Source organism: Flavobacterium sp. LC2016-01 (assembly GCF_009711135.1).
GTDB lineage: Bacteria > Bacteroidota > Bacteroidia > Flavobacteriales > Flavobacteriaceae > Flavobacterium.
In genome coordinates, this window is record NZ_WMIC01000002.1 from 99,924 (window position 1) to 118,092 (window position 18,169).

9 protein-coding genes are annotated in these 18,169 nt (G+C 34.3%); 6 read left to right on the forward strand and 3 right to left on the reverse strand.

Annotation, left to right across the window (positions count from 1 at the left end):
* Window positions 1-5: 5 nt before the first annotated feature.
* Complete coding sequence (locus GKZ88_RS04895) at window positions 6-3,116, reverse strand: TonB-dependent receptor (protein ID WP_155101290.1); 3,111 nt, start codon at window positions 3,114-3,116, stop codon at window positions 6-8.
* A gap of 345 nt (window positions 3,117-3,461) precedes the next feature.
* On the opposite strand from GKZ88_RS04895, the gene GKZ88_RS04900 reads away from it, so the two are divergent.
* Window positions 3,462-6,332: a triple tyrosine motif-containing protein gene (locus GKZ88_RS04900; protein ID WP_155101291.1), complete on the forward strand. Its 2,871-nt coding sequence runs from the start codon at window positions 3,462-3,464 to the stop codon at window positions 6,330-6,332.
* Between the two features lie 42 nt (window positions 6,333-6,374).
* On the opposite strand, the gene murF is transcribed toward GKZ88_RS04900, so the two are convergent.
* Together murF and gldJ are read right to left on the reverse strand one after the other, a co-directional pair.
* Entirely contained in the window at window positions 6,375-7,661 is a 1,287-nt protein-coding gene (gene murF, locus GKZ88_RS04905; RefSeq protein ID WP_155101292.1) for a UDP-N-acetylmuramoyl-tripeptide--D-alanyl-D-alanine ligase, read from the reverse strand.
* 116 nt (window positions 7,662-7,777) lie between these two features.
* On the reverse strand, window positions 7,778-9,463 hold the full coding sequence (gene gldJ / locus GKZ88_RS04910) for a gliding motility lipoprotein GldJ (protein WP_155101663.1): 1,686 nt from the start codon (window positions 9,461-9,463) through the stop codon (window positions 7,778-7,780).
* 215 nt (window positions 9,464-9,678) lie between these two features.
* Between gldJ and porU the strand changes: the two genes are divergently transcribed.
* The 5 genes from porU (at window position 9,679) to GKZ88_RS04935 (ending at window position 18,117) form a co-directional block, all read left to right on the forward strand.
* Complete coding sequence (gene porU, locus GKZ88_RS04915; protein ID WP_155101293.1) at window positions 9,679-13,515, forward strand: type IX secretion system sortase PorU; 3,837 nt, start codon at window positions 9,679-9,681, stop codon at window positions 13,513-13,515.
* 42 nt (window positions 13,516-13,557) lie between these two features.
* On the forward strand, window positions 13,558-14,760 hold the full coding sequence (gene porV / locus GKZ88_RS04920; protein WP_155101294.1) for a type IX secretion system outer membrane channel protein PorV: 1,203 nt from the start codon (window positions 13,558-13,560) through the stop codon (window positions 14,758-14,760).
* Window positions 14,761-14,835: 75 nt separating this feature from the next.
* Window positions 14,836-15,318, forward strand: coding sequence for a cytidine deaminase (gene cdd, locus GKZ88_RS04925; protein WP_155101295.1), 483 nt, complete (start codon window positions 14,836-14,838; stop codon window positions 15,316-15,318).
* Between the two features lie 158 nt (window positions 15,319-15,476).
* Window positions 15,477-16,475 carry a pyruvate dehydrogenase (acetyl-transferring) E1 component subunit alpha gene (gene pdhA, locus GKZ88_RS04930; RefSeq protein WP_035645485.1) on the forward strand — a complete coding sequence of 333 codons (999 nt, stop codon included), beginning with the start codon at window positions 15,477-15,479 and terminating at the stop codon, window positions 16,473-16,475.
* A gap of 4 nt (window positions 16,476-16,479) precedes the next feature.
* Window positions 16,480-18,117 carry a pyruvate dehydrogenase complex dihydrolipoamide acetyltransferase gene (locus tag GKZ88_RS04935; RefSeq protein ID WP_155101296.1) on the forward strand — a complete coding sequence of 546 codons (1,638 nt, stop codon included), beginning with the start codon at window positions 16,480-16,482 and terminating at the stop codon, window positions 18,115-18,117.
* The last annotated feature ends 52 nt before the right edge of the window (window positions 18,118-18,169 follow it).

Consider the following 18,169-nt stretch of genomic DNA (forward strand, 5'->3'; position numbering starts at 1 on the left):
AATTTTTAAAATTGAATGTTTGCACCAAACAAAATAGATCTAGCCTGTGGATAAACTCCTTTATCTACACCATAAACCTGACCTCCAATTTCTGGGTCATATCCAGTATATTTAGTGAACGTGATTAAGTTTTCTCCTGTTAGGTAAAAACGAACTTTATCTGAACCAATTTTAGATGATATAGCACTTGGCATTGTGTAACCAACCTGAACGATTTTTAAACGTAAGTAATTTCCATTTTCTAAATAAAAATCAGACATGTTAGTGAAGTTTTTATTTGGATCGTTATTACTTAATCTTGGATAATCATCTGAAGTTCCTTCACCAACCCAACGCTCTAAAGCTTTTGTCTGGTAGTTTGCATTCAAGACATCAAGTCTTCTTAACCCTTGGAAAATTTTACTTCCTGCTGATCCTTGAGCAAATGCCATGAAATCAAAGTTTTTGTAATCTAAGTTTACTGTAAGACCAAAAGTATATTTAGGCAAGTTAGTTCCTAAGAATTGTTTATCATCATCAGAAATAGCTCCATCACCATTTGTATCAACCCAACGGAAATCTCCAGGCTTAGCATTTGGCTGGATTAAACCTCCACCTGCATTTTTGTAAGCTGCAACTTCAGCTTCATTTTGGAAGATACCTGCAGTTTTGTAACCATAGAATTCGTTGAAAGAATGTCCTACTTGAGTTCTTGTTACAGGTCCCATAGACTGGAAGCTAGCATCTCCAACAATGTAGTTTGTAGATGAACCTACATAAGTGATTTCGTTTTTCAAGTAAGCAACGTTACCGTTAACTCCTAAGTTAAAATCACCAAGTCTTTTCTTGTAACCTAATTCAATCTCAAAACCACTGTTATTCATATCTGCGATATTTGCAGAAGGTGCAGTAACAACTCCTACATATCCAGGAATAACAACATCTCTTAAGATTCCTTTAGTTGTTTTTTTGTAGTAATCTGCAGTAAGTGTGAAATCATTGAACAATTTTGCATCAAGACCAATTGTTGTTTGTGCAGTTTCTTCCCATCCTAAATCAGCATTAGGCAAAGTAGAGTTTCCGTAACCAGTTGTGATATTTCCAGAATTCCCTACTGCATAGTTGTAACCTCCGACTACTAAAGCTCTATATTTGAAATTATCGATGTTATCGTTACCAACAACTCCGTAACCTCCACGCAATTTTAATGTATTAACTACATTATTTTCATTCCAGAATCCTTCTTTCGAAATAACCCATCCTAAAGAGAATGAAGGGAAAACTCCGAATTTTTTATTTTCACCAAAACGAGTTGATCCATCACGACGAACGATACCAGTGAAAAGGTATTTCTCCATGAAATCATAGTTTCCACGTAAAAACAATGAAGCTAATTTATGCTCTGTTTTATCGCTTGTTGTTGTTGCTCTATCTGTTTGAGGAATATCAAAATTCCAAGAAGCATCTTTATAGCTAGAAATTGGAAGTCCGAACATTGTAGTATTAACAGCTTTTCCGATATTCTCTACATAAGCACCTTGTCCAGCTAATACATTTACTGTATGATCACCAAATTTATTAGAATAAGTTAAAATGTTTTCAACAGTCCAAGCAAATGAATTTTCATTATTCTGATTTAAATTGTTTTTATCAGCTTTAACGTTTGGATTTAAGAAGAAAACAGGTGTGAAAGCTTGGCTTCCCCAGTAAGCTAATTTACCACCAAGTGTAGTTCTGAATTTTAAATGAGATGTAATGTTAGCTTCTAAATAAGCATTTCCAACAAAATCATCAGACCAGTTATAACCGCCTAATCTTGTTTGAGTGTAAGCTAATGGGTTGCTCATCTCTTGTTGAACTAAAGTAGAGATTCCATAAGGATTTCCATTTGCGTCTCTAACAATATTTGGATTTGTATAAAAACCAGTGCTAGTTTTAGCAGGATCTGTTTCAACTAATGGAGTAAGAGGATCTAAGTTGATAGCAGAACTTAAAGGTCCACCAAACTCACTGTTTGTGTTTCCAAGAGAAGCAGATTTTTGGTGTGTATAACCAAAAGTTTGTCCGAAAGTAAAGTACTCAGAAATTTTGTGAGTAGAGTTTAAACGGAAATTTTTCTTTGTATAGTTAGAAATATCAGTTGTAACAATACCATCTTGATCTTGGATTCCAAAAGAAGCATAGAAAGTAGATTTTTCTCCACCACCACTGATGCTTAATTCATGTGTGTATCTGAAAGCTGATTTATTAAAAATTGCATCTTGCCAATCAGTACCTTTACCTAAAGCTGATGGGTTTGGATATTTAATAGGACCTCCATCTGCTAAAGATTTTTCATTCATAATTGCTCCGTACTGTGTAGCATCAAGCATTTTCAATACTTTAGCTGGAGCAGAAACACCTGCAAATCCATTATAGTTTACAGAGATTTTACCTGATTTTCCTTTTTTAGTAGTAACTAAGATAACCCCAGTTGCAGCACGAGTACCATAAATTGCAGCTGAAGCAGCATCTTTAAGAACCTCGATAGATTCGATATCACTTTGATTGATGAAACCAATTGCACCAGCATCTACTGCAATACCGTCAATAACCCATAGAGGATCATTTCCACCTTCTCTAAAAGTAGTTACACCTCTAATACGTACCTTCGAAGCTGAACCAGGCTGTCCAGAAGTAGATGCAACAGAAACCCCTGCAACTCTACCTTGTAAAGACTGTTCAACACGCCCGTTTGGTACTTTCTCTAAATCTGCAGCTTTAACACTAGAAATAGCTCCAGTAACTACTGATTTCTTTTGAGTACCGTATCCAACAACCACAACCTCATTTAATGACTGTGATTCTGGTTTTAATTGAAACGTAATTTTTGTTCTTCCGTTTACAGCTTCGTTAATTGTGCTGTAACCAATAAAAGTAACTGTCAAAACACCATTTGACGGTACTTGAATCTGGAATTTTCCATCAAAGTCTGATGCAGTTGACTTTTTTGTACCTTTTAATACAACAGTTGCACCAGGAACTGGCATTCCACTTTCATCATTTATTATTCCGTTTACTGTGACATCCTGAGCCACAGCTATAACCGAGAATAACAGAGATGAAATACAAAAAATAAATAATTTTGTTAATTTCATTTTTCTAAAAATTTTGGTTAATTAATTAGTAATTTGATGCAATAATAATGTTAATTTTTTACTATCCACAAGTAAATTTCACTACAAAAACACATCAAAACAAATTTTACTACATTACAAAAACACATCATTTTTTTTACAAATAACTGATTTATAATTATTTAAAATCAAAATTTAAGATGTTATCAAAATGTTAATTGTAAAAATAAACACTACAGTTGTATAAGATTGCTTATTTTTATCAATAAAATAGCTTTCTACAACGAAATAGTAGAGAAACTCAACATATAAAACACTACAAAACAAGCGTTTAACGTGTAAAATTTTAAAATTCGAAAAAAAATTATGAAATTGATAAAATCATATTTTATTATTACTTTTTTTACATTATTCACAATCAGTTTTTTTGGGCAAGTTAAAAACATTGGACTGCCTGATGTAAGAAATTACAAGCGAAACGAATATAAAGGAGGAACACAAAACTGGAATATTGGACAGGATAAGAATGGAAACCTTTATTTTGCTAACAACAATGGTCTTTTACAGTTTGACGGTTCTTCATGGAGAAAATATCCTCTTCCTAATTTAACTTCTGTACGATGTTTAAAAATTGCCAATGACGGAAAAATTTTTGTGGGCGGTTATAATGAGTTTGGCTACTTTAAGCCAAATGAAAAAGGAAGACTTCAATACACATCACTATCTAAACAAGTAGACAAAAACAAAATCAAAATAATCGACTTTATCTGGAAAATTCACACATTTGAGAATCAGGTAATTTTTCAATCTTTTGCGAGAGCTTATATCTTTAAGAATAACAAACTGACAATTTTAAAAGCTCCTAAACGATTTCAATTTTCTTTTGTAGTAAACAATAAGCTTTATTTTCAAGACATTGAAAAAGGAATATTAGAATACAAAAATGGCAAACTTTATTCATTGCCAAACACAACAAGTTTTAACAATACTGAAATTTGGGCCATGTATAGCCTGGCAAAAGACAAAATTTTAGTTATAACACTAGAAAAAGGCTTATTTATTTATGAAAACCAAACCGTAAAACCTTGGAATACCGAAGCGAATAATTTTGTCAAAAAAAACAACTCATTGGGCGGTGTTACAATCAACAACAACTTCATCGTTTTAAATTCAGTTTTGGACGGAATTGCAATCTGCGATTATAATGGAAAAATAATTCAGCATTTAAATCGAAAGAAAGGTCTGCAGAATAATACCGTTTTAACTTCTTTTATAGACAATAAAAACAACCTTTGGCTTGGTCTTGATAATGGTATCGCATTCGTAAATGAAGGCTCTCCTTTTACTTATTTTGGTTTCAGTTATGACATCAGTACGGTTTATGCATCTGTGATCCATCAAGGGAATTTATATGTAGCAACAAATCAAGGTGTATTCTATCATGCATGGAACAACAGCTTTAAAGAGGATACATTTAAACTTGTTGAAGGAACAACCGCACAATCCTGGAATGTTCAGGTAATTGACAATGAATTAATTTGTTCGAATAACCGCGGTGCGTTAGTAATTTCAGGAGGAAGAGTCACTAATACCATAGACTCAAAAGGGTATTTTGGTTTTAAAAGCATTCCAAATCATCCGGGCTTTTTTATTGGCTCAAATTATGACGGTTTTGCCATTTTCCAAAAAACAGCAAATGGCTTAGTTCATAAAAATCAAGTAATTGGATTTGATAAGTCTTCAAATAGTTTTGAGCTCGATGGCTCTTATTTGTGGCTTAAAAAAGACGAATCGATTTACCGAATGTCATTAAGCAGTGATTTAACACGATTCTCTTCAATCAAAAAAATTGATCGACTCACATCGCAGTACAAAAACATTGGAAGTATTCAGAAAATCGATAATCAATTGTATTTTCAAACAAATAATCATTTTTATAAATATTCTAAAGAACAGGATTTGTTTTATGAAGACAAAAACATGTCTAAATTATTCAAAAACATTCCAATAATTAATAGTCTAACCGAAGATTCTCAGTCTAATTTATGGTATGCTTTTGATGAGTCTCTTGGTGTATTGATGAAAAAAAACAATTATTACACTAATATTGTTGCCCCATTCTCAAATTTGACCGGGAATCTAGTAAGCAGTTATTTATCTGTTAACACAATTGATTCGAACAACATTTTTATTGGATTAACAGACGGATTAGCGCATTACGATCCAGAATTGCTTAATAATTTTGTTACCAAACCAAAAGCTTTTATCCGAAGTTTTTCATTTCCTGGCGACACCATTATCTTAGGAAATAATCAGAATAAAATTGAAAACATCCGAATTCCATATTCTTCAAATCACGTGCGTTTCACATTTTCATCTCCAACATATGAAAATTTAGAAAATGTTGAATTCTCGTACCAATTAGAGCCTTTTGATGATAAATGGAGCAATTGGTCAAACATTTCTATAAAAGAATACACCAACCTGCGAGAGGGAGAATATACAATGAAAGTAAAAGTAAGAAACAGTTACGGGATTCAATCTGAGCCGTCAACAATATCATTTACTGTTTCTCCGCCTTGGTACCGACATTTCTTGGCATTAATGATTTACTTTATTTTTATCATTATTGCTATTTATGTGATTTCTGACAGAATAAAAATGAAGATCAGAAAAAACAAATATTACGAAACAATCGAACAAAGAAGATTATATCTTGAAAAAGAATCTAGAATCAGACAAGAACAATACGATCTTGAAAAAGAAATTGAAAAACTAAAGAATGACAAACTTCAGATTAAAATCTTAGCAAAAGACAAAGAACTAGTAAACAATTCCTTACAAGTTGTAAAGAAAAATAAAATCCTAAATGGAATTATTCACAAATTAAAAGAAATTGACGTTGAAGCACTAGATGATTCTACCAAGTTTCAAGTCAGCAAACTTAACAAGAGTATTGTAAAAGAAGTAAATACAGATAAAAGCTGGAAAGATTTAGAAAAACACATTAAAAACGTTCATTTCGAATTTCTAAAAAGATTAAAAGAAAAATATCCAATGATTTCACCACGCGAGCTTGATTTATCGACTTATTTATTGATGAATATGTCTACAAAAGAAATCGCAGAAATTATGAATATTTCAACTGGAGGAGTTGAATTAGCCCGATACCGTCTAAGAAAAAAACTCGGACTAAATAAAAAAGAAAATTTAATAGGATTCCTAATGAGCATCTAAATAAAATAGAAAAGCCATTCGTTGTTGCGAATGGCTTTCTTTTTATGAGATATATTCCAAGGTTCGTTCTAAAGCCATTCCTCTGGAACCTTTAATTAGAATTGTATTATTGTCAAAATGAAGATTTTTTAAATAAGTAGAAAAATCATCAAATGTTTCAAAAAACTGAAGTTTGTCGTTTGAAATTTTGTTTTCATAAAACATCTTTCCTATCAAATAACAAACCGCTTCACTTTGATTTGATAGCGATTCGATGATAATTTTATGCTCTTGCGGGCTTTCTGCACCTAATTCAAACATATCGCCCAAAATCATTATTTTGTTCTGATTATCCAACTGCAAAAAATTAGCAATTGCAACTGCCATACTGCTAGGATTAGCATTATAAGCATCTAAAATAATTTGATTTGAACCTTTTTTTAATAATTGAGATCGATTGTTCTCTGGAATGTAATTCTCAATTGCTTCTTTAACTGCTTCATCAGCCACTTTAAAATAACGGCCAATAGAAACTGCTGCATTTATGTTATTCGAATTGTATAATCCTATTAAATGCGATTCAACACTAAAATTTTCATAGTCAATCACAACAAAAGGATTTGCTTCAATCTTTTTGATATTTAGATCTCCTTCTTTATTATTTAACCCAAAAGAAAATGACTTTATTCCAGCAGATTTTTCAATCTGAATTGAATCATCAAGATTTACAAATGCTGTTTTATCATTTTTTGCCAAATATTGATACATTTCACTTTTGCCTTGAATTACGCCTTCAACGCCGCCAAATCCTTCTAAATGCGCTTTCCCAAAATTGGTAATATAGCCATAATCCGGCTGTGCAATGTCGCATAAAAATTCAATCTCTTTTTTATGATTTGCACCCATTTCAACAATTCCAATTTCTGTTTCTTTAGTAAAAGAAAGCAAAGTTAAAGGAACACCAATATGATTGTTTAAATTTCCAACAGTAGCCTTTGTTTTGTATTTCTTAGAAAGAACCACATTGATAAGCTCTTTGGTTGTCGTTTTTCCATTGCTTCCTGTCAACGCTACGATAGGCAATTTTAAATAAGCACGATGAAATTTAGCTAATTCCTGCAATGCTTCTAAACTGTTTTTAACCAAAATAGTCCTGTCGTCAATAAAATAGGATTCATTGTCTATAACAACGAATAATGCTCCTAATTTCAATGCTTCTTCCGCAAAAGTATTAGCATCAAAATTCTCTCCTTTAATAGCAAAAAACATAGAATCCTTTTCAATCTTTCTTGTATCAATTGAAACTGATTTACATTGTAAAAACAGATTATGAATGTCTTGGATATTCATTTATATATTTTTTAATAGATGATAAAAGTAGAAAAAAAACAATAAAAAAATTCCAAATTCCAAACTGAATATCAGCTTTTGGAATTTGGAATTTTTTATATTGGAATTTCTAAATCTTAATTCCTTGGTGATTTTCTTCTTTCAGTTTTAGATCCTACTCTTGACATTGCACATCTGAAACCAATGTAATCAGTTGCCATATCTTGAGGAAAATATCTTCTTTGAGCTGGATCTAACCAGTAAGCTCTGTCTCTCCAAGAACCTCCTTTATAAACTCTTACTTTATCATCGATTAAAGTAGTACGTTTACTAGAGCTATCATATTTTCTTACCATTTTTCCTAAACTGTCAGTTGTGATATTGTGTTTAGGAGAATTGTACATCGCCTGATCTGTTTTTGGCCCAGACTCTGAATCTCCGAAGTCAAAATATCTAGAAGATTGTTTATCACCATCTCTGTAGTTGATATTATCACTTGTACTGAAGTTTGTTCTCAAATATGTTTCTTGTTCATCAACTGGAACCTGAGCAATTTCTCCTGGAAGATTTCTTGCTACAACTTTACCGTTGCTTAAAGTATCGTATTTAATGTTAGAAGTTGAAACGATTTCAATTTTACCATCTTTGCCAATTTTGTTTTTAGCATAAAGGTTACCTCTAAAGTAGTTGAAGTCATTTGCTTCGTTATCAATAATAGGTCTGTAAACATCGGCTACCCATTCTGCAACGTTACCTGCCATATCATACAAACCAAAATCGTTTGCAGCATAGCTTTTTACTTTATTAGTAATATCAGCTCCGTCATCAGACCAACCTGCAATTCCACCGTAATCACCGTTTCCTTGTTTAAAGTTAGCCAATTGATCACCTCTGTTTTTACGTTTTGCTGAACGTGTATAATCTCCAGACCAAGGATATTTCTTTTGTCCTTTGTAAATGTTGTATTCTCTTTGTCCAACATCAGCAGCAGCTGCATACTCCCATTCTGCTTCAGTAGGAAGTCTGTACTCTGGCAAAATAACTCCTGAAGAACGTTGTGCATACACATTTTTCTCTTCTGGAACTACTCCATCTTTTCCTGCTTTTGCTCTTCTTCCGCTAGGATTTTTCTTCAATACGATTTCTTCACTACCTCCGTACTGTGTAGAAGGTGAAGCTAAATAAGCCTCCGTATTAAACAAACTTTCAGCACTAACATCGTTAGTTTTAGCACCTTTTTTGATGTATCCGTCTTTTTCTAAAACAGCTTCGTTTACACGGTCTGTTCTCCATTTACTGAATTCAACAGCCTGAATCCAATTTACACCAACTACAGGATAGTCAGCATATGAAGGATGTCTTAAGTAGTTGTTAGTCATCGTTTCGTTGTATCCTAAACGATTTCTCCATACTAATGTATCAGGTGATGCTCCTGTGTAAATGTTTTTGTAATTTTCTTCTGTCGGAGGGAAAACTTTTTTCAACCACTCTAGGTATTCTAAGTACATACCATTAGTAACTTCGGTTTCATCCATATAGAATGACTGAACGTGTTGTTGAGTTGGTGTGTTATTCCAATCGTGCATAACATCATCCTGTACTTTACCCATAGTAAATGTACCTCCTTCAACAAAAACTAAACCAGGACCAGCCTGTTGTTTTTTTCCTGCATTTCTAGCAGCCGTTCCATTCTGACTATCTACATCCCAACCAGTCGCTCGAGAAGCGTGAGAGGAACTCGATTTTTTGCTACAACTAGCCGTGCCCAACATCAATACCATTGACATCATTAATTGCAGGACTACAATTTTGTTTACTTTCATACTCATTCTTAGGTGATAAATTTAGGTGCTGCAATATAATAATTAACATTTAATTAGCAACATCTGTTCTAATAATTTTATTTAGCTGTTTTTTTTTACCAGAAAATAACCTATAGTTACGAACGCAAAAATATACTTTTTATTATTACTATAACATTAAATACTATATTTTTACTTACTAAAATATTTTGTAAATAATTTCGTTTTTTTGAGCTATGAAACAAACCTTAATTTTATGTCTTTTTTTAATTCCGATTCTTGGTTTTTCCCAGATAAATGGGAGCTTAACAATAGATTGGCAAGGCAAAAAAGAAATGAGTTTTGGTGATTTCAAAACTGTGATCCCTTATTTTTCAGGAAACGGTTTTCGATATGATACTACTAAAAAAAGTATAACACTGCTTCTTAATTTAAGCGAATCGAACTACTCGGCAAACACTTCGGTTCAATTATCAAACATTATTTACGAAGCAATTTCAGTGAATGACATTGGTGATTTAGCTCCTGAAAACATCCCTGAAAAACCAAATGAAACGTTAAAAACGACTTCTTCAAGAGACCAAAGGCAAATTTTTCTTTCACTTTCACCAATTATTAGAGAAGGAAACAGCTTTAAACGAATCAGGTCTTGTTCATATTCTTCAATCGGGACAACATCAAAAACGAGCAATACTTTTTCTGCTCAAAAAACAAATATTATATCGAATTCTGTTTTAGCATCAGGAGATTGGTATCGTTTTTATGTTGAAAAATCTGGCGTTTATAAAATATCAAAATCATTTTTGCAAAGTTTGGGTTTTGATCCAAGTAAAACAGATCCAAGACGAATTAAAATTTATGGAAACGGAGGTCGAATGCTTCCTTTGGCCAACAGTACTTATTATCCAAATGACTTAACCGAAAACGCAATTCAGATTATTGGAGAAACAGACGGCATCTTCAACAATGAAGATTATATTCTTTTTTATGCCGAAGGAGTTGACAACTGGAATACTGAGAGCCAAACCAATCTTAATTTATTTGATTCAAAATCTTATTATTACATCACAACTGAAGGCAGCAACGGAAAACGAATTCCGAACCTAAATCAGCCATCTGGAAACAGCACCTTAGAATTGAACACGTTTGATGACTATCAATACCACGAAATTGACCAAACTAATATTGCGCATTTAGGCCGTCAATGGTTTGGAGAATCATTTGACATTAATCAAGAGCAGGAATTTACTTTTGCATTTCCAAATTTAGACGCCTCAGTTCCTGCAAAAATAGAAGTCGTTGGCGCTTCTGCTGCCTTTACTCCTACTTCGTTTGCAGTAAGCGCAAATGGACAAAGTATTGGAAACATCAATTTCAACACACTAGTTTCTAGTTCAGATATTAAATTTTATACGGGTAAATTACCTGCAAATACAACTTTTACAGGTTCCGAAAGCGTAAAAATAAAACTTACCTATAATAATAATGGTGTACCGGGATCAAAAGGATATCTCGATTACATTAATATAATTGCAAAAAGAAAACTGCTAGGAACTGGAAAACAATTTAAGTTTCAATATGATTTGGCCGGCTCTACACCCGGAATCGTAAATTACACCGTTGGAAACGCTGCCGGAATATCTCAAATTTGGGACATTACCGACATATATAATGTCTCTAAAATCGAAAATTCAAATCAAGCCTCTTTTAGTTTTAAAGCATCGCTTGGAGAAATCAGAAAATATATCGCTATTGATGCTTCCGATTATTTTACACCTTTAAAAGAAAGCCAGTCAAAAGTTACCAATCAAAATTTAAAAGGAACTCTTTTCAAAAATACACAAAACAGCTTTCAAGATATTGACTATGTCATTATTTCGCCAAAATCTTTAGTTTCGCAGGCTGAAAAACTAGCTGCTTTTCACAGAAGTTATTCTAATTTAAGTGTAAAAGTAATTGCTTTAGAAAATATCTATCAGGAATTTTCATCAGGAAAACAAGATATTGCGGCCATCAGAAACTGTATCCGATATATTTATGAAAACGCATCTTCGACTGACAAAAGAATTAAATATGTAAACTTATTTGGAGATGCTTCCTATGATTATAAAGATAGAATTTCAAATAATACCAATATTGTACCTATATATCATTCCTTAATTAGCAACACTACAGGCGAAGCTGCATTTGCATCTGATGATTTTTATGGATTAATGGATGCCGATGAAGGAAATGTGACTAATTTCTTTGGCGGAATTGACATTGCAACAGGCAGAATGCTCGTTTCTGACAATGCACAAGCCAATGAAATGGTAAATAAGATTTTAGAATATCACGACACTAAATCATACGGAAATTGGAGAAACAATTTTGTATTAATAAGTGATGATTCTGACCAAAGTTCTGACGCGACACTTCAATCTCGTCAAAATGCTTTGGCAGATATAATCGCAACTCAAAAACCTTTTTTCAATATCGACAAAATCATTTTAGACTCTTATACTCAGGAAGCTTCTGCAGGCGGATCGAGATATCCAAAAGCCCGAACTGATTTGTTTAATGCTTTTGAAAAAGGTGCTTTAGTTTTCAATTATTTAGGACACGGCGGTGAAGACGGATTAGCAAGTGAAAGAATTTGGGAGAAATCAGACGGCCAAAATCTTAATAACCAATACAAATATCCTTTATTTATTACAATTACCTGCGAATTTTCAAGATTCGACGACCCAACAAGGCCAACAGCCGGAGAATATACCTATTGGAATCCAAAAGGTGGCGCAATCTCAATGTTGACAACAATTCGCTCTATTGGTCAGTTTAACGCAGAAAATTTCAACGACAGTCTGAGCAAAAATTTATTTTCTTACGGATCAAATCAATATACAACCATTGCCGAAGCGCTTCGAATTTCAAAAAACGAAAATCCGAGTTCTTCGAGCAACGTCATTTTTTATATTGGCGATCCGGCAATAATGCTAGCCATTCCAAAACCGCGAATCAACTTAACAAAAGTAAATGACATTGTAATTTCTCAGGCCATTCCTGATTTAAAATCACTTTCAAAAATTAAAATTTCCGGCGAAATAACCGATGAAAACAACACGCTTTTAAGCAATTACAATGGTGAAATCGCAACCGCCATTTTCGATAAACTGATTACAGCATCTACCCTAAACAATGACGGATTCAGTCCTGCAATGTCTTTTAAAACTTTAGGCGAAACCATTTTCAGAGGCAACGCTTCAGTCACTAACGGCCAATTTGAATTTAGTTTTGTTGTTCCAAGAGATATTCGAATTGCGGTTGATTATGGCCGAATCAGTTTTTATTCAAAGAAAAATCAAGGATTAGAAAATCAGTCTGGCTATAACACTGCCATAAAAATAGGAGGCATAAACGAAAATGCGCCTCAGGACAATATTAGCCCAAAAGTGAAGTTATATATGAATGATGAAACATTCGTTTCGGGCGGTATAACAAATGATTCACCATTCCTTTTAGCTTTTCTTGAAGATGAAAACGGAATTAATACAGCAAGCGGAATTGGACATGATATTGTTGCAATATTAGATGGAGATGTCAGCAATCCGTACATTTTGAATGATTATTATCAGACAAAATTAGACGATTATACAAATGGAAATTTACGCTTTCCGCTTCGAAATTTAAAAGCCGGACTGCACACGATAAGTTTTACGGCATGGGATGTTTACAATAATCCTGTGACTAGCGAAATACAATTTATTGTTGTTGGAGATGAATCATTATCTTTAACCCACGTTCTTAATTACCCAAATCCGTTTTCAACTTACACACAATTTTGGTTTTCACACAACAGACCTTATGAACCATTAGAAGTTCAGGTACAAGTTATGACTATTACAGGAAAAGTAGTCTGGACAACAAACCGAATTATTACGACTGAAGGGTTCCTGTCAAGAGAAATATCTTGGGACGGAAAAGACGATTATGGAGATCGGATAGGTAAAGGAGTTTATATTTACAAACTGACTGTCAAGTCAAATTTGACAAATAAAAAAGCAGAAAAATACGAAAAGCTTGTCATTTTATAATAATATATATATTTGTACCACAAAATACCATTAAAGCCCTAAATGAAAAAAGTATCACATTTATTAATTTGTTTTTTAATTATATCATACGCAAAAGCCCAAGAAACTAGACCAATCACCACTGGAGTTCCTTTCTTATTAGTAGCAGCTGATGCGAGAGCAGCAGGTTTAGCTGACCAAGGTGTCGCTACTTCGGCAGACGTTTTCTCACAGCAGTGGAATCCTGCCAAATATGCATTTTCTACAGATGCACAAGGGCTTTCAATCAGTTATACACCATATTTAACTGATTTAGCGAATGATATTTCACTTGGACAATTAACCTATTATAACAAGTTCAGTGACCGTAGCGCTTTTGCAGGAAGTTTTCGTTATTTTGGATTTGGAGACATCGAATTAAGAAGAACCGGTGATCCAAATGAAATTCCAAATATCGTATCACCAAACGAACTTGCCTTAGATGGATCGTACTCGCAAAAACTAAGCGAAACCTTTTCGATGGCCGTTGGAGCAAGATATATTCGCTCTAATTTAAAAGTTGCCTCAGAAGATGTTGATGCAACTGCAGGAAAATCATTTGCTGTTGATGTTGCCGGATTTTATCAATCTGAAGAAATAGCTTACACTGATTTCAACGGAAGATGGAGAGGCGGTTTCAATATTCAGAATATAGGACCAAAAATCAGTTATGATAATGATGATCTAAGTCAAAACTTCTTACCAACAAACTTACGTCTGGGTGGTGGTTTTGATTTCATTCTTGACGATTATAACAAAGTCGCGGTGAACTTGGAATTCACTAAATTACTTGTACCAACTCCTCCAGGACAACAAACAGCAGTAGATTTAAACGGAGATGGTGATTATACTGATCCAGGAGAAAGCGCACAGGACCAAAGCACAATTGCTTACAATAAATATAACGACATCGGCTGGGTTGAAGGAATTTTCAAATCTTTTGGAGATGCTCCAGGCGGTTTTAGCGAAGAATTAAAAGAAATCACTTATAGCCTTTCAGGAGAATATATGTACCAAGATTCATTTGCATTGCGAGCAGGATATTTTCACGAAAGCCCAGAAAAGGGAGCAAGACAATTTTTCTCTTTAGGAGCCGGCTTCAAATATAACATCGTAAAAATTGACGTTTCATACTTATTCTCAACTTCAAAAGTTAAAAATCCGTTAGAAAACACGCTTCGTTTTTCTTTAACGTTTAACTTTGGAGACAAATATGACGAATATTAAACGATTTAAATAAAAAAATAACAACAATCCAAATTTCTATTTTTAGGAATTTGGATTTTTTTTCCGATAAAAACAATGAAAGAAATCAATATTACATCATCATTTTTAGTTTATAACGACATTAAAGAACTTTCAGAAGAGATTCAAGATTTAATGACTCAAGCCGTTGAAATTAGAAAAAAAGCCTATGCACCCTATTCGCAATTTAGAGTTGGAGCTGCATTACTGCTTGATAACGGAAAAATAGTTTTAGGATCAAATCAAGAAAACGCAGCATATCCGTCAGGATTATGTGCAGAACGCGTGGCAATTTTTCATGCAGGAAGTATTTATCCAGAAGCCAAAATCTTAAAAATAGCCATTACAGCCGCATCAGATACTAATCAAACCACTGCTCCTATCCCGCCATGTGGTTCATGCAGACAATCAATAGCAGAATACGAAATCAAACAAGACACCCCTATAGAAATCTATTTTATGGGCGAAATAGGCGAGGTTTATAAATCAGCATCCCTGAAAAATTTGCTTCCTTTTATGTTTGATAAAAAGTTCTTGTAAAAAAAAGCCAAAAAGTAGCGTTTAAATTTTAGTTCTTAAATGTAATGTCTTATTTTTGCATCCCGACCTTTCGGGCGCAAATTTGTGGGAGGAAACTATTTTGCGTTATAGGCAACAATTGATAACACAAACAAACTTTAGCAAAAGAAAGAATTCAGATGAAAGAAGTTACAAAAGAAGTATATTTAAAGTGGTACGAAGACATGCTGCTTTGGAGAAAGTTTGAAGACAAACTTGCAGCGTTATACATTCAACAAAAAGTTAGAGGTTTTTTACACCTATATAATGGTCAGGAAGCTGTATTAGCCGGTGCATTGCACGCTATGGACCTGACTAAAGACAAAATGATTACTGCTTACAGAAATCACGTTCAGCCAATTGGTATGGGGGTTGATCCTAGAAACGTAATGGCTGAGCTTTTAGGAAAAGCAACAGGAACTTCTAAAGGTATGGGAGGTTCTATGCACATTTTCTCTAAAGAACACCGTTTTTACGGAGGTCACGGAATCGTTGGTGGACAAATTCCTGTGGGAGCTGGTTTAGCTTTCGCTGATAAATATTTCAACACTGGCGGTGTTACTATGACATACTTTGGTGACGGAGCTGCAAGACAAGGTTCTTTACACGAAGCTTTCAACATGGCTATGTTATGGAAACTTCCAGTTGTATTTATCGTTGAGAACAACGGTTATGCAATGGGAACTTCTGTAGAAAGAACTGCAAACCACACTGACATCTGGAAATTAGGTTTAGGTTATGAAATGCCTTGCGGACCTGTTGACGGAATGAATCCTGTAAAAGTTGCTGAAGCTATGCACGAAGCAATCGAAAGAGCGCGTCGTGGAGACGGACCAACTTTCCTTGAAATGAAAACGTACCGTTACAGAGGACACTCTATGTCTGATGCACAATTATACCGTTCTAAAGAAGAGGTTGAAGAGTACAAAAAAATTGACCCAATTACACAAGTTCTTGATGTAATCTTGGATCAAAAATATGCTACAGAAGAAGAAATTGAAGTAATTGACCAAAGAGTTAAAGACTTAGTTGAAGAATGTCAAAAATTCGCTGAAGAGTCACCATATCCAGACTTACAGCAATTATACGATGTAGTATACGCACAAGAAGACTATCCATTTACACCTCATAAACTATAACATCATGGCGATTAAAGTAACAATGCCTCGTTTGAGCGATACTATGACGGAAGGAACGGTAGCGACTTGGTTAAAAAAAGTAGGCGACAAAATCAGTGAAGGAGATATCTTAGCTGAAATTGAAACAGACAAAGCAACTATGGAGTTCGAATCTTTTAACGAAGGAACTCTTTTACATATCGGAATTCAAGCTGGAGAAACTGCTCCTGTTGATTCATTATTAGCCATCATTGGTAAAGAAGGAGAAGATATTTCTGCTCTTTTAGCTGGTGGTGATGCTCCTGCTGCCGAAGCTCCAAAAGCGGATGCTCCTGCTGCTGAAGCAAAAACTGAAACTGCAGCTCCTGCAAAAGCAGCTGAATTACCAAAAGGTGTTATAGTAGTAACTATGCCACGTTTGAGTGATACAATGACTGAAGGTACAGTAGCAACTTGGTTGAAAAAAGTTGGAGATGCTGTCGCTGAAGGTGATATTTTAGCAGAAATTGAAACTGACAAAGCTACTATGGAGTTTGAGTCTTTCAATGCTGGAACATTATTATACATCGGAATTCAAGAAGGAAACACTGCTCCTGTTGACAGCTTATTAGCTATCATTGGGCCTGCTGGAACTGATATTTCTGGAATTGCTGACAATTATACTGCCGGAGGCGCTGCAACTGCAAGTGCTCCTGCTGCTGAAGAAACAAAAGCTGCTCCTGCTGCTGAAAAAGCAACTGAAACTGTTGCTGACAATTCAAACGGAAGAGTTTTAGCTTCACCTTTAGCTAAGAAAATTGCTTCTGACAAAGGAATCCAATTATCTCAAGTAAAAGGATCTGGAGAAAACGGACGTATCGTAAAAAGCGATATCGAGAACTTTACTCCTTCTGCGCAAGCACAACCTGCTGCAACTGCCGCTGCTCCGAAAGCTGAAACGGCTGCTCCTGCTGCACCAAAAGTATTTGTTCCTGCTGGCGAAGTTTTCACAGAAGAGATCAAAAACTCTCAAATGCGTAAAATTATCGCTAAACGTCTTGCAGAATCTTTATTTACAGCTCCTCACTACAACTTAGTGATTGAAGTAAGCATGGACGAAGCTATGGGCGCAAGAGCGACAATCAATACTGTTCCGGACACAAAAGTATCTTTCAACGATATGGTGATTAAAGCTTGTGCTTTAGCATTGAAAAAACATCCAAAAATCAATTCTCAATGGAAAGAAGATGCTATCATTATCAACCACCACGTAAACATTGGTGTTGCTGTTGCTGTTGAAGACGGATTAGTAGTTCCTGTATTGAAATTTACAGATGCTATGAGTTTATCTCAAATTGGTGCTTCTGTAAGAGATCTTGCCGGAAGAGCTAAAAACAAAAAATTAGGACCACAAGAAATGGAAGGAAGTACTTTTACAGTATCTAACCTTGGAATGTTTGGTATTACTGAATTCAATTCAATTATCAACCAGCCAAACTCTGCTATCCTTTCTGTAGGTGCAATTGTTGAGAAACCAGTAGTTAAAAACGGTCAGATTGTAGTTGGAAACACGATGATGTTATCATTAGCGTGCGACCACAGAACAATTGACGGTGCAACTGGCGCTCAGTTCTTACAAACATTAAAACAATACATCGAAAGCCCAGTTACAATGTTGGCATAATCGCTGTTAATTTTATAATTAAATCCCGTTTTGTTTATTCAAAACGGGATTT